Origin of the sequence: Paracoccus sp. (in: a-proteobacteria) (genome assembly GCF_046462195.1) — a bacterium.
In the GTDB taxonomy this organism is placed as follows: Bacteria; Pseudomonadota; Alphaproteobacteria; order Rhodobacterales; family Rhodobacteraceae; genus Paracoccus.
In genome coordinates this window covers 1-12968 of sequence record NZ_JBKGUN010000017.1, presented here as the reverse complement: position 1 = coordinate 12968, position 12968 = coordinate 1, and the positions used below count along the sequence as shown (strand labels likewise).

General features: G+C 65.1%; 13 protein-coding genes. 3 read left to right on the top strand and 10 right to left on the bottom strand.

The window, feature by feature from the left end; translation table 11 throughout:
* The 8 genes from ACLHHB_RS01235 to pyrH all read right to left on the bottom strand — a co-directional run.
* Window positions 1-629 (bottom strand): POTRA domain-containing protein (locus tag ACLHHB_RS01235; RefSeq protein ID WP_410216459.1); only part of this gene is annotated, 629 nt, incomplete at its 3' end.
* 101 nt (window positions 630-730) lie between these two features.
* Entirely contained in the window at window positions 731-2062 is a 1332-nt protein-coding gene (gene rseP / locus ACLHHB_RS01230) for an RIP metalloprotease RseP (protein WP_410216458.1), read from the bottom strand.
* On the bottom strand, window positions 2059-3216 hold the full coding sequence (gene dxr, locus ACLHHB_RS01225) for a 1-deoxy-D-xylulose-5-phosphate reductoisomerase (RefSeq protein WP_410216457.1): 1158 nt from the start codon (window positions 3214-3216) through the stop codon (window positions 2059-2061). Before dxr ends, rseP begins: the two co-directional genes overlap by 4 nt.
* Before the next feature lie 3 nt (window positions 3217-3219).
* Window positions 3220-4059, bottom strand: a complete 840-nt coding sequence (locus ACLHHB_RS01220; protein WP_410216456.1) for a phosphatidate cytidylyltransferase — start codon at window positions 4057-4059, stop codon at window positions 3220-3222.
* Complete coding sequence (uppS, locus tag ACLHHB_RS01215) at window positions 4056-4784, bottom strand: polyprenyl diphosphate synthase (RefSeq protein WP_410216455.1); 729 nt, start codon at window positions 4782-4784, stop codon at window positions 4056-4058. The genes ACLHHB_RS01220 and uppS overlap by 4 nt, the downstream gene beginning before the upstream one ends.
* 7 nt (window positions 4785-4791) lie before the next feature.
* On the bottom strand, window positions 4792-5355 hold the full coding sequence (gene frr / locus ACLHHB_RS01210) for a ribosome recycling factor (protein WP_410216454.1): 564 nt from the start codon (window positions 5353-5355) through the stop codon (window positions 4792-4794).
* 90 nt (window positions 5356-5445) lie between these two features.
* Complete coding sequence (locus tag ACLHHB_RS01205) at window positions 5446-6255, bottom strand: ion transporter (protein ID WP_410216453.1); 810 nt, start codon at window positions 6253-6255, stop codon at window positions 5446-5448.
* A 10-nt stretch (window positions 6256-6265) separates the two neighbouring features.
* Complete coding sequence (gene pyrH / locus ACLHHB_RS01200) at window positions 6266-6991, bottom strand: UMP kinase (protein ID WP_410216452.1); 726 nt, start codon at window positions 6989-6991, stop codon at window positions 6266-6268.
* Between the two features lie 81 nt (window positions 6992-7072).
* On the opposite strand from pyrH, the gene miaA reads away from it, so the two are divergent.
* Window positions 7073-7972: a tRNA (adenosine(37)-N6)-dimethylallyltransferase MiaA gene (gene miaA / locus ACLHHB_RS01195; protein ID WP_410216451.1), complete on the top strand. Its 900-nt coding sequence runs from the start codon at window positions 7073-7075 to the stop codon at window positions 7970-7972.
* A gap of 87 nt (window positions 7973-8059) precedes the next feature.
* Entirely contained in the window at window positions 8060-9103 is a 1044-nt protein-coding gene (locus ACLHHB_RS01190; protein WP_410216450.1) for a helix-turn-helix domain-containing protein, read from the top strand.
* A gap of 14 nt (window positions 9104-9117) precedes the next feature.
* Here ACLHHB_RS01190 and ACLHHB_RS01185 read toward each other — a convergent pair whose 3' ends face one another.
* Both ACLHHB_RS01185 and ACLHHB_RS01180 read right to left on the bottom strand, forming a co-directional pair.
* Window positions 9118-9885, bottom strand: coding sequence for an RlmE family RNA methyltransferase (locus ACLHHB_RS01185; protein ID WP_410216449.1), 768 nt, complete (start codon window positions 9883-9885; stop codon window positions 9118-9120).
* The gene (locus tag ACLHHB_RS01180) at window positions 9885-11006 is read right to left on the bottom strand and encodes a Ppx/GppA phosphatase family protein (protein ID WP_410216448.1); all 1122 of its coding nucleotides are present in this window, start codon (window positions 11004-11006) and stop codon (window positions 9885-9887) included. The genes ACLHHB_RS01185 and ACLHHB_RS01180 overlap by 1 nt, the downstream gene beginning before the upstream one ends.
* Window positions 11007-11201: 195 nt before the next feature.
* On the opposite strand from ACLHHB_RS01180, the gene ACLHHB_RS01175 reads away from it, so the two are divergent.
* Window positions 11202-12653: a TrkH family potassium uptake protein gene (locus ACLHHB_RS01175; protein WP_410216460.1), complete on the top strand. Its 1452-nt coding sequence runs from the start codon at window positions 11202-11204 to the stop codon at window positions 12651-12653.
* Window positions 12654-12968 lie beyond the last annotated feature (315 nt).

The window sequence follows — 12968 nt, the reverse complement described above, 5'->3', positions numbered from 1 at the left end:
AACAGGCCCGCCTGCTTGGTCTGCAGGACGTTGCGCAACCGGCGGTCCGAAAAGGCGCGGTTGCCGGTAAAGCCGATGCGCTCGATCTCGGTCACGGCGCCTTCGCGGATCTCGAAGACCAGATCGACGCGGTTGCCGCTGCGGCGGATGATGCGGGGATCGACGCGGGCCGCCAGACGCCCCTCGGCAGCATAGGTTTGGGCAATCGCCTGCGCGTCCTGAAGGGCCTGGCTGGGCTGGTACACGCGACGTGACTGGCTGCGCACGATCTCGGACAGGCGGGCGTCGTTCAGGCGGCGGTTGCCCTCGAAGCTGATCTGGTTGACTGTCGGGTATTCGCTGACCCGCACGACCAGTTGCCCCCCCTGCGGGATCAGTTCGACCGTCTCGAACAGCCCGGAATTCTGCAAGCGCTGCAGCGCGTCGTTGACCTCGCCGGGGCTGACATCCTGGCCGCGCGGCAGGTTCAGATAGGACAGAACGGTTCCCGTCTCGATCTGGCTGTTCCCCTCGACCCGGATGTCGTTGAAGACCAGCGCGGCGGCCGGTGCGGGAATCAGGCCCACGGGAACCGTGATCGCCAAGGCCGCCATCAGCGCCACTGCGCCCTTGCCCAGTTTCCGTGTCATCGAAGCCCCTCTCGTTCAGCCTTGTGCGCCCTCTTCGGGCCTGTCGTTTTGCTTAAGGTCTGTAGCGCCTTCCGGCGGGGGCTGTCAAAAGCGCATCGACTTCAGGGGCAGAAAAGATCGTTGGTCAGGCCGAAAATCATCAGGCCCAGAACGGCGGCCATGCCGACCGTCGTCAGCAGGTTCAGGGCGCGGTCCGAAGGCGGCCGCCCGCGCAGGGCCTCGTAGGTATAGAACATCAGGTGTCCGCCATCCAGAACCGGGATCGGAAGCAGGTTCAGAAACCCGATGGCCGCCGACAAAACGGCGATCCACCACAGAAAGTTCGCGCCCCCCGCGCTGGCCGCCTGTCCCGTGCTTTCGGCGATGCTGATGGCGCCGCCCAGGTTGCAGGTGCCGATCTGTCCCGAGATCATCGCCCACATTCCCGACAGCGACGAGGTGATGATCCCCCAGGTTTGTCCGACCCCCAGAACCAGGGCCTCCACGGGTCCCGCGCGACGTGTTTCGGGCGAAAAGAAACTGTCCCCGCCGGTCACGCCGATCAGCCAGCGCTGCTCGAACCCGCCCCCGGTCGCGGGCAGGTCCGACAGCTTGGGCCGCAAGGTGACGTCCCTTTCGCCCGCACCCGGTCGCCAGATGCGCAGATCCAGAGGCTCGCCCTTGGCGGCCTCGACGGCTTCGCGCATCTGGGTGAAGCGCGCGACGTCGGCCCCGTCGATGGCCTGCACCACGTCACCCGCACGCAAGCCGGCCTCGGCTGCGGCACTGCGGGGTGCCACGCCGGATATGCGCGCCGGCATCGGATCGGGGCCGGCCACGGTCAGGGTCTGGCCCTCGCGCTCGATGCGCCAAGGATGCTGCGTCGCCGGTGGCAGGTCATCGGCCGCCCGGCCCAGATCGGCCCAGCTTTCCACCTCGACATCACCCACGGCCAAGATGCGGTCGCCGGGCTGCAACTCGTTCACGATGCCCGGAGGGGCCTCGGCCACCTGCCCCACCCGGACCTCCTGCGAAGGCAACCCTTGAACCAGGGCAAAGCCTCCAAAGACAAGGATCGACAGGACAAAGTTGAAAACCGGACCAGCCAGCAGCGTGGCAAAACGCGCCCAGAGCGGCGCCCCTTGCAGGGTCTGCCGCCGCAAGGCCGGATCAACCATCCGGCCCGGGCCCGCACTGGCGACGTTGTCATCGCCCAGGAACTTGACATAGCCTCCCAGTGGAATGGCAGCGACCTGCCACACGGTCCCGCGCCGGTCGCGACGCGCGAACAGCCGCGGGCCAAAGCCCACCGAGAAAACCTCGGCCCGGATGCCTGACCAGCGGCCGACGATGTAATGGCCATATTCATGCACAGTGACAATGACAGCCAAGGCCGTCACGAAGGCCACCAATGTCCAGAGTGCCGATGCCGTCTGGGCAAGGATCTCGATCATGCGGCAGCCTTTCTGCGGGCAAGCGCGTCCCAGTGTAGGACGCAGTCCAGGGTGTCGGGATCGGCGGAAAAGCCGCTTTCGGCCGAAAGGTCGGCCAAGGTGGTCTCGACCCGGGGCGCCATGTCGATAAAGCGGATGCGGCCGGCGATGAAATCGTCCAGGGCCTGTTCCTTGGCCGCGTTGAAGACGGCGCCCGCCGCGCCCCCCGCGGCCATCACCTCGCGCGCAAGGCGCAGGGCGGGCCACCGCAACTCGTCCGGCGCCCGGAAGGTCAGGGTGCCAAGGGCCGCAAGATCCAGCGCAGCAACAGGCAGCGGACGACGTTCCGGCCAGTTCAGCGCATAGCCGATGGCATGGCGCATGTCCGGCGCGCCCAGATGGGCAATGCTGCCCCCGTCATGGTGGGTGACCATGGCGTGAATGATTGATTCCGGGTGAACCAACACCTTGATGCGGTCGGCACCCAAGCCAAAAAATTCTTTGGCCTCAATGACCTCCATGGCCTTGTTGAACATGGAGGCACTGTCGATGGTGATGCGCTGACCCATTGCCCAATTTGGGTGGGTCGACGCCTCGGCCACGGTTGCCGCGGCCAGACGTTCCAGCGGCCAATCGCGAAAAGCGCCCCCCGATGCCGTGATCGTCACATCCTTGACGCTGTCGAGGTGTTCCGAGCCAAGAGCCTGAAAAATCGCGGAATGTTCGCTGTCGACAGGCAGGATTGTTGCACCGGCCCCTTGTCCGGTCCGGCGCAGCAGATCGCCGGCACAAACCAGCGACTCCTTGTTGGCAAGTGCCAGAACCGTTCCCTGCGCCAAGGCAGTCAGCCCCGGCGCCAGCCCGGCCGCCCCGACAATTGCCGACAGGATCCAGTCGGCGGGCCGGCCCGCGGCCTCGATCAAGGCAACCTCGCCCGCCGCGACCTCGACATCGCTGCCGTCTAAGGCATCGCGCAAATCATCCAGCAGGTCATCATGGACCGTCACGGCAATTTCGGCGCGCAGATCGCGTGCCATCCGGGCCAGTCGTGCAATGTTCCTGCCGCCGGTCAGGGCCACGACGTGAAAGGCTTCGGCCCCGCCGGCGCGACGGATCAGGTCGACGCCATTCGCGCCGACCGAGCCGGTCGCCCCAAAGATCGAGATACGTCGCATCGCTCAGTTCACCACGGGCAGGCGTGTCAGCAGGCCAATCACCATGGTCGCCAGAACCGCGCCCGTCACTGCGTCAAATCGATCCATGAAGCCGCCATGCCCCGGGATCAGGTTCGAACTGTCCTTGACCCCGGCCCGCCGCTTCAGCCAGCTTTCGGCCATGTCGCCCATCTGTCCCGCAAAGCAGACCAGCGGCGAGATCCAGATCAGGGTCACGTCCCCGCCCCCCGCCATCCACAGGCCGGTGCCCAGAAGGCCTGCGCCGATCCAGCCGGCAATGGTGCCCGACCAGGTCTTCTTGGGGCTGAGCGCCGGCCAGAACTTGGGGCCGCCCAGCATTCGCCCAAAGAAATATCCGGCCGTATCCGAGATGATGATGACTCCCATCAGCCACAGCACGAAGCTGAGGCCATAGTTTTCCCGGAACCCCACCAGCCCATAGGCGACCAGCAGGATCGCCACCCCGAAGATCGCATAGGTAAGGCGGTCGCGCCGCGCCGCGCCGGGCAACCCCAGAACGATGGGCAGCAGCAGCGCCAGCCAGGCCATCGGCAATCCCGTCAGCGCAACGGCCTGCGACACGCCCGCGATCGCGGCCAGCGCAATGGGTCGGCTGCGGCCGAACAGGGTCACGTGACGCGCAGGACGGCGCCAGCCGGTCATTGCCGCCAGCTCCCAGAAGGTGATGGCCGAGATGACGGCCATCCCCAGGCGCAACCAGGGGCCCTGCGCCACGGCCAGCAGCACGCCGATCGCGATCAGCACCAGTGTGGAGGCGACCCGCCGCGACAGGTCGCCCCATTTGCCGGGGCCAGGAGCGCGCCTGATACGCTCGACCGTCATGCGCCCCCGAAGCGACGCTCGCGCAGGCCGAAACGGTCAAGCACGCGCGCCAGGTGATCGGGGGTAAAATCGGGCCACAGGGTGGGCGTGAATTCATATTCGGAATAGGCGGCCTGCCACGGCAGGAAGTTCGAGGTCCGCGTCTCGCCCGAGGTGCGCAGCACCAGGTCGGGGTCGGGGTGGCCGGCCGTATCGAGACAAGCCTCCAGATCGGCCTGCGTGGGCTTTTCCAGTTGCCCCCCGGCAATCTTCTGGGCCAGCCGGGTCGATGCGCGCAGCAGCTCGTCCCGCCCGCCATAGTTGATGGCCACTGTCAGGTTCAGCCGCGTGTTGCCGGCCGTACGCGCCTCGATCGAGGCCATGAGGTCCTGCAGCTTGCGGTCCAGCCGGTCGCGCCCGCCGATGAAACGCAGGCGCACGCCCTCGGCGGCCATGCCGTCGGCCTCGCGCTGGATGTAAAGGCGGAAGATCTTCATCAGCCCCAAGACTTCCTCGGTCGAGCGCTTCCAGTTCTCGGTCGAGAAGGCATAGATCGTCAGCCAGTCCACGCCCAGGTCGGGGCAGGCGCGCACGATCTGCTTGACGCGCTCGGCGCCGCGCCGGTGACCGACAAGGCGCGGCCATCCGCGATCGGTGGCCCACCGCCCGTTGCCGTCCATGATGATGGCGACATGGCGGGGACGCGTCGAGTTCCCGGCCACCGCTGCGCCCTGTGCCAATGCCATGATGTGCTTAGACCTGCATGATTTCGGCCTGCTTGGCCGTCAGCGCCTCGTCCACGGACGCGGTCATGCGGTCCGTCAGGGTCTGGATTTCGCCTTCCCAGAACTTCTGGTCGTCTTCCGGCATTCCGTTTGTCTTGCCCTTCTTGACCTGGTCCATGCCGTCACGGCGCACATTGCGGATCGCGACGCGCGCGCTTTCCGCGTATTGTGCGGCAACCTTGGTCAACTCGCGCCGACGCTCTTCGTTCAGTTCAGGGATCGGCAGCATGATGATCGTGCCGTTCAACTGTGGGTTAATCCCGAGGCCGCTCTCGCGCAGGGCCTTCTCGACCTTGCCAACCATCGCCTTGTCCCAGATGTTGATGGTGACCATGCGCGGTTCGGGTACGTTGACGGTGCCCAACTGGTTGATCGGGGTCATCTGGCCATATGCCTCGACCTGTACGGGGTCGATCATCGAGGCTGATGCCCGGCCTGTCCGCAGGCTGGCGAATTCGCTGCGCAGGCTGTCCATGGCGCCCTTCATGCGACGTTCCAGATCGTCGATATCGATTTCGATGTCCTCAGCCATATCGAAACTGCCTCTGCTTTGGATTTTTTCCGCTTGTAACCACAATGTCGCAGGTTGGCAAAGCCTTTGCCTGCGCTTTCCTCAGCCTGCTTAACCGTTCTGCCGCATGCCCCTGTCGGCCTGCCGGCCTTCCTGCGCGGACAGCCGCTCCTCGATGGCCGTCAGACGCGCCAGCACCTCGTCGCGATAGGCTTCGGTGGCCGCGGTCTCCTCTTCCTGGTGGGCTTCCTGCATCGAATTGACGATCAGGCCGACCACCAGGTTCATGACCGCGAAGGTTGTAACCAGGATAAAGGGAACAAAGAACAGCCATGCCTGGGGAAAGACCTCCATCACCGGGCGGACGATGCCCATGGACCAGCTTTCCAGCGTCATGATCTGGAACAGCGAATAGGCCGAATTGCCCAGGTCCCCGAACCATTCCGGAAACGCGCCCGCGAACAGCTTGGTGGCCATGACCGCAAAGATATAGAAGATGATTCCCATCAGCAGGAAGACGCTGGCCATGCCCGGCAACGCCGACAGGAACCCTTCGACCACCCGACGCAGGCGCGGGGTGACCGAAACGATGCGCAACAACCGCAGGATCCTCAGCGCACGCAGCACCGACAGCCCCTGCGTGGCCGGCATCAGCGCGATGCCGACCACCGCAAGGTCGAAGATGTTCCAGCCGTCGCGAAAGAACCGCCCGCCCCGCGCATAAAGCTTCAGCGCGATCTCGATCACGAAGATCGACAAGCACAGCGCGTCCAGGAACAGGATCAGCGGGCCGATGGTGGCCATGACCATGCGGGAGGTCTCGAGCCCCAGGATCAGGGCGTTGAACAGGATGATGGCCGTGATGAACCACTGTGCTTTCGGGCTGTGGACAATGGCATCGGCGCGGTCGCGCAAGGTCATGGCGGGGTCGTCAGTTGTGAACGCGCGTATAGGTCCCGCGCCCTTCCAGGATCGACCGGAAGCCCCCCGGCGCGTCCAGCGAAAAGACGATGATCGGCAGCTTGTTGTCGCGTGCCAGCGCGATGGCAGAGGCGTCCATGACGCCCAGATGTTTCTGCAGCACCTCGTCATAGCTGACATTGCCGTAACGCTTGGCGTCGGCGTGCTTGACCGGATCCTTGTCGTAAACCCCGTCAACCTTTGTGCCCTTGAAGATCGCCTCGCAGTTCATCTCGGACGCGCGCAGGGTGGCTGCCGTATCGGTGGTGAAGTACGGATTGCCGGTGCCGGCGGCAAAGATCACGATGCGCTTCTTCTCCAGATGGCGGATGGCGCGACGGCGGATATAGGGTTCGCAGACCTCGTCCATGCGGATGGCGCTGATCACGCGGCAATGCAGGCCCTTGGCCTCCAGCGAGGACTGCATGGCAAGTGCGTTCATGACCGTGGCCAGCATGCCCATGTAGTCGGCGGTGGTCCGCTCCATGCCCTGGGCGCTGCCCTGCAACCCGCGGAAGATGTTGCCCCCGCCGATCACCATGCAAACCTCGACGCCCATGGCCTGGACGGCCTCGACCTCGTTGGCGATGCGGGCGACGGTGGGGGGATGCAGGCCATAGCCCTGGTCGCCCATCAGCGCCTCGCCCGAGATCTTCAGCATCACGCGGCCATATTGCTTGGGGGTCTCGGTGGTCATAAGGGGCTCCTGTGGCCGGTCGCTTTCATCGCGCCGTTAAATGTCGCAAAAGGCGCGCAGGTTCAACCGCCCGGATCGCCCATGACTGCCCCTGACCTGACACAAATCGATGCTTCGCGCCACCTGCTGATCGCGGGCCCCACGGCCAGCGGCAAATCAGCGCTGGCACTGGCCGTGGCGCAGGCACAAGGGGGGCTGGTGGTCAACGCGGATGCCTTGCAGGTCTGGTCCTGCTGGCACGTCCTGACCGCCCGACCGACACCCGAGGACGAGGCGGCTGCGCCCCATGCGCTTTATGGCCATGTCCCTGCGGGACAGCCTTATTCGGTCGGCGAATGGCTGCGCGAGGTGGCGGCGCTGACCGGACAGCGGCTGATCATCGCCGGCGGCACCGGCCTTTACCTGACGGCGCTGACGCGGGGGCTGGCAGAAATTCCGCCCACGCCCCCGGCCCTGCGCGCCACCGCCGATGGACGACTGGCCGAACCGGGTGGCCTTGGCGCGCTGGTGGCCGAACTGGACGAACGGACGCGCAGCCGCATCGACCTGCACAATCCTGCCCGGGTTCAGCGCGCATGGGAGGTGCTGCAGGCCACGGGCCGCGGCATTGCCGACTGGCAGGCCGACACGCCTCCCCCGTTGATTGCGGAACGCGATTGCCAGCGGGTGCTGATCACCACGGACCGCGACTGGCTGGCGGACCGGATCGCCCGGCGCTTTCACATGATGCTGGACAAGGGTGCGCTGGACGAAGCAAGGACAATGCTGCCAGCTTGGGACCCTGCGCAGCAATGGGCCAAGGCCATTGGCGCACCAGAGTTGATCGCCCATCTGCATGGTCACCTGACCCTGCCCGAGGCGACCGAGCGTGCTATCATCGCTTCGCGCCAGTATGCCAAGTCCCAGCGCATCTGGTTCAGGGGCAGGATGAAGGACTGGACCGTGTGGCAGGCGGGCCACTTCGGATTGCGCCCAGCATAAATCAACGAAACCCGCAACGGTGTTCTTGTGTTATTCTCGGCATGGGCGATTATCTGCCCATGAGGTTCGACAACAGGGACGGGACAGATGTCGCTCTGGGAACGCTCTGACTGGAAGGGGGGATTTCCGTTCACCCCCACGCGCATCAGGCCACAAGGCCGCGGCATCAAGGGCCAGGGCGGAGAAATCAATGTCACTGCCGCGCAGATACCCGATGCAGTGCCTCGGGCCTTGGCCTTGCCGCCTCGAACCCTCACTCAGGACGGGGCTATTGTGCAAAAGGCAGTTCCCGATGCGTTGGCCGTGCGTGTTGCGCCAGCCTCGCGCCGCCTTGCGCCACGGCATGCCAGCCTGCGCCTGATGCCCTTGGGCGCCTTTTCCTGGGGCGGCGACGGCATCCGTTCCTTGCCGCGGACGCGCCCCGATCATGTGCTGTTATGGGTCACGGACGGCCAGATGCGGCTGGATTTTCCCCGACAGGCCAAGAAATTATGCGCGGAGGACATACGTTTCATCCCCGCCGGGACAGCCTTTGCCACCCGTCCCGATCCGAGGGCCGAAGGACATGTGCTGCTGATCGCGCCCGAACTGGTGGCCGATGTCGATCCTCCGTTGCCGACGGGGATGATGGCAGGCCGTGCGGGTCAGGCTGGCCCTGCCCTGCTGGGCAATCTGCACGAACTGGTGGCCGAGGCGCAGCAGTCGCCGGACCGAAAGGCCCTGAATCTTCACCTGAACCTGCTGTCGCTGCGCTTGTCCCGCCTCGCTCCGGGGCAAGAACGCGATGCCACCCAGCCGTCCGGCCCCGAGGGAAAGTCGCTGGTCGAATGCTTCCAAGCCTTGGCCGCCCTGGAAATGGGATCGGTCAGGACATTGGCCGAGCTTGCGCAGGATCTGGGCGCCACCCTGACGCAACTGGATCGCGCCTGCCTTGCGGCACAAGGCCGGCGCGCCGTTGATCTGATGAACGAATGGCGTCTGGAACGGGCAACGGAACTGTTGCGCCATACCGATCAGCCCTGTGCGCGCATTGCCCAGGATCTGGGCTATGCCAGCCAGACCCATTTCACCCGCGCCTTTGTCACAACCACCGGCCGCACGCCGGAAACCTATCGCCAGCAGATGCGCTAACCCCGTTCCAGGCGTCAGGCGGAACTGGTTTCGTCCCCGCTTTCGTCCGTCGGCAGATCGCGTCCGCGAAAGCCGGTAGCAACCACGAACTTTTCGGACGAATCGCTGCGGCTGGCCGGCGGCTTTACATTGGCGACCTTGGTGAAATTGCGCTTCAGGATGGCCTGCATCTCGGTCTCGGCCCCACCGGCCAGCACCTTGGCCACGAAGGTTCCCCCCGGCTCCAGCACATCAAACGCCAGTTGCGCGGCCGCCTCGACCAGCGCCACGATGCGGATGTGGTCAGTGCCCTTATGCCCGGAGGACGCGGCCGCCATGTCCGACATCACCACGTCGGCAGGGCCGCCCAGCCATTCCTTGACCTTGTCATCGGCACCTTCCGAGAGAAAATCCAGCACATGGATTTCGGCCCCGGCAATCGGATCGACCTCCTGCAGGTCCAGGCCCAGAACGCGGCCGACCTTCTTGCCTGACTTCTCCCCAAGGGCGTTCACGCGGGCCACTGCCACCTGGCACCAGCCTCCGGGCGCACAGCCCAGATCGACGACCCGGGCCCCCGGCACCAGAAAGCGGTACTTGTCGTCCAGTTCCGAAATCTTGAAGGCCGCCCGGCCGCGAAAACCCTCGCGCTTGGCGCGCGCCACGTAAGGATCGTTCAGCTGGCGCTCCAGCCAGAGCTTGCTGGACATCTTGCGTCCCTTGGCCGTCTTCACGCGCACCTTGAGGTCGCGCGCCCCGCGGCCGCTGGTCTTGCCGGCCCGGCTGGTCGGTTCTTTCGTCATCATGCCACTCCGTTCAATCCGTCCGGCGTCAACACCCCATCGCGCACCATCTGGGCATAAAGCAACCCCTCGCGCAGTCCGCGGTCGGCCACCGACAGTTTGTTCGTGGGCCAGACGCGCATCAAGGTCTGCAGGATCGCGGCCCCTGACATGATCAGCGCGTGACGCTCGCGCCCGATGCGCGGGTCGGCGCGCCGCCCGTCCGGCCCCAGTTGCAGATAGCTGTGAATCACCCGGTCGATCTGGTCGCTGGTCATTTCCAGACCGTCCACCTTGGTGCGGTCATAACGGCGCAGGCCCAGGAAACTGGCCGCCACGGTCGTGACCGTGCCCGAGGTCCCGATGATCTGGAACCCCTCGTCCGGCGACCCGTCGGCATAGGGCGTGAAATTCGCCAGCGCTTCCTCGAAGAACCAGGACATCAGTGCGAAACGGCCTTGGTCGTCCTCGACATCGGCGAACTGGTCCCGCAGCGTCGCGACCCCCAAGGGCACGCTGATCCAATCCACGACCCGCGCCCCACCCGGCTGCGGATTGCCGAAGCCGTCGGACAGCCGCATGATCGCGCGCGGCCGTTCCTTGGGCTCGACATCCTCCAGATCGATCCAGACAAGTTCGGTCGAGCCGCCGCCGATATCGACGACCATCAGGGTTTCCGTCTTGTGGCTGACCAGCGGCGCGCAGCTGATGACTGCCAGCCGCGCCTCTTCCTCGGCGCCGATGACCTCGATGGGCAGGCCCGTCTCGCGACGGATCGTGCGCATGAAATCGCGGCTGTTCCTGGCACGGCGGCATGCTTCCGTTGCCACAAGGCGCATGTTGCTCACCTTGTGCTGATCCAGCTTGCGTCTGCAGACCTGCAGCGCATGCACGGTGCGCGCCATCGAACTGCGGGACAGGCGTCCCGAAGCTTCCAGCCCCTGCCCAAGCTGAACCGGCTTGGAGAAGCTGTCGATGACCTGGAACTGACTGCCCGTCGGTCGGGCAATCAGCATCCGGCACGAATTTGTGCCCAAGTCGAGGGCCGCATACAGCACCCCCTCCTCGGGCTGTCGGGTGCCCGACGGCTCGACCGTTTTGTTCGGGAACGCGCCCGCACCCGCAGGACGCTTGGGCGTCATGACACACGCCCTCCGATGACTAGTTGTATAAAAGGTAACCTGCTGGACCGGCCCGTTCAAGGGGCGCCGGCCCCTGACAAGCCAAGATCGTCCGCACACGATCCTTTGGGACGGCGCAGGCGGCATCGGCGCCACGAGGCCGCCCCGGTGTCACGGGTGCTTGACGCGCCGCGGGGGGCACGGCAATCAGGCGGGATGATCGACCTGCGTCCCGTGGCCCATCCGATTGGCAAGATCGTCGCTGCCGTGGGCACGGCGATGCTGCTGCCGATGCTGGTCGACCTGTGGCACGACGACCCGCACTGGATGGTGTTTCTGGAATGCGCGCTGATGACGACGGTGGCGGGCATCCTGATCGCGGTCGCATCGCGGGGCGATTACCGCTCGCTCAAGATCCAGCAGGCGTTCCTGCTGACCTCGGGGCTGTGGGCGGTTCTGCCGGTTTTCGGTGCGCTGCCCTTCATCCTGGGCCAACCGCAGGCCAGCATCGTGGACGCCTACTTCGAGGCGATGTCGGGCGTCACCACGACCGGCACCACCGTGTTTCCCGAACTGGACAGCCTGCCCCGGGGCACGCATCTGTGGCGCGCACTGCTGCAATGGATGGGTGGTCTCGGAATTGTCGTGGTGGCGATGGTCTTCCTGCCGGTGATGAAGGTCGGCGGCATGCAGTTCTTCCGCTCGGAAGGGTTCGATACGCTTGGCAAGGTCCTTCCGCGCGCCGGAGAGATCGCCTCCGAGATGACGGTGGTCTATGTCCTCATGACCGGGGCCTGCGCGATCACCTACATGCTGCTGGGAATGACCGGGCTGGACGCGATCATCCATGCGCTGACCACCTGCTCGACGGGCGGGTTCTCGAACTATGATGCCAGTTTCGGGGTCTATCTGGGAGGCCCGGAATGGGCGGCGTCGGTCTTCATGATCATGGCCTCCATTCCCTTCATCCGGCTGGTCCAGGCAATGCGCGGCAACATGGAGCCCTTGTGGAAGGATCGGCAGGTGCGGACCTACCTGCGCTGGATCTTCTATATCTGTTCGCTGATCATGATCTATCGCCTGATCTATCTGGATCAGCAGGCTTCGCTGCCCGAGGTTCTGCGGGAAACGGTGTTCAACACCATCTCGACCTTTTCGGGTACGGGCTTTGCCTCGACGGACATGATGGCCTGGGGGCATCTGCCGCTGTCGCTGCTGATCGTCGCGGGCCTGATCGGCGGCTGCACCGGCTCGACCGGCTGTTCGGTCAAGATCTTTCGTTATCTGGTGCTGATGGAGGCGGTGCGCGCCCAGATCCGCCGGATGCATTCCCCGCACCGCGTCTATCCGCTGCGCTATGAAGGACAGCCCTTGGACAAGGACATCATCGATTCGGTGATGGCCTTCTTCACCCTCTTCATGCTTAGCTTTGGCCTGCTGATCGTGGGACTGGCCCTGACGGGACTGCACCCGCGCACGGCACTGACGGCGGCCTGGACCGCCATCGCCAATATCGGCCCCGCCTGGGGGCCCGAGATCAGCGCCAACGGCTCGATCGTGGAATTTCCCGAGTCGGCAAAGTGGATGATGATCTTCGGCATGTACATGGGCCGGCTGGAGCTTGTTTCGGTCCTTGTCCTGCTGATGCCGCGGTTCTGGCGGGCCTAGGACCAGCCCCTTTTCATTTAAAGAAAACAAGACCAGTCCGGAAAAGTGGCTTGCGGGCACCGGCCTTGACGCGCGGCTGGAAGGTAGCACCGTTTTGGGCACAGTTGCGCCGCCGGCAGCGCTTTTCAGACGAACCGGGTTGATGAACGGCTTTCGCATAAAATCATGAGGCTCGCCCTTCAGATGTCGTCGCACAACGGGCCGCCGATCCCGAGGCCAAACTGCTGTAGCGAGCTCGTTCCACAAGCGCGCGGAAAAGGCCGCCATTGCCATCGGTGCAAGCCGGCCTGCCTGTTTGCCTGATCCTGCAGTGTC

Bases quoted from the DNA above. Each gene is read 5' to 3' on its own strand.
- pyrH (WP_410216452.1), bottom strand. From the start codon at position 6,991: ATGACCACCGAGACCCCCAAGCAATATGGCCGCGTGATGCTGAAGATC.
- uppS (WP_410216455.1), bottom strand. From the start codon at position 4,784: ATGGCATTGGCACAGGGCGCAGCGGTGGCCGGGAACTCGACGCGTCCC.
- miaA (WP_410216451.1), top strand. From the start codon at position 7,073: ATGACTGCCCCTGACCTGACACAAATCGATGCTTCGCGCCACCTGCTG.
- ACLHHB_RS01205 (WP_410216453.1), bottom strand. From the start codon at position 6,255: ATGACCTTGCGCGACCGCGCCGATGCCATTGTCCACAGCCCGAAAGCA.
- rseP (WP_410216458.1), bottom strand. From the start codon at position 2,062: ATGATCGAGATCCTTGCCCAGACGGCATCGGCACTCTGGACATTGGTG.
- ACLHHB_RS01185 (WP_410216449.1), bottom strand. From the start codon at position 9,885: ATGACGAAAGAACCGACCAGCCGGGCCGGCAAGACCAGCGGCCGCGGG.
- frr (WP_410216454.1), bottom strand. From the start codon at position 5,355: ATGGCTGAGGACATCGAAATCGATATCGACGATCTGGAACGTCGCATG.
- ACLHHB_RS01190 (WP_410216450.1), top strand. From the start codon at position 8,060: ATGTCGCTCTGGGAACGCTCTGACTGGAAGGGGGGATTTCCGTTCACC.
- ACLHHB_RS01175 (WP_410216460.1), top strand. From the start codon at position 11,202: ATGATCGACCTGCGTCCCGTGGCCCATCCGATTGGCAAGATCGTCGCT.
- dxr (WP_410216457.1), bottom strand. From the start codon at position 3,216: ATGCGACGTATCTCGATCTTTGGGGCGACCGGCTCGGTCGGCGCGAAT.
- ACLHHB_RS01180 (WP_410216448.1), bottom strand. From the start codon at position 11,006: ATGACGCCCAAGCGTCCTGCGGGTGCGGGCGCGTTCCCGAACAAAACG.
- ACLHHB_RS01220 (WP_410216456.1), bottom strand. From the start codon at position 4,059: ATGACGGTCGAGCGTATCAGGCGCGCTCCTGGCCCCGGCAAATGGGGC.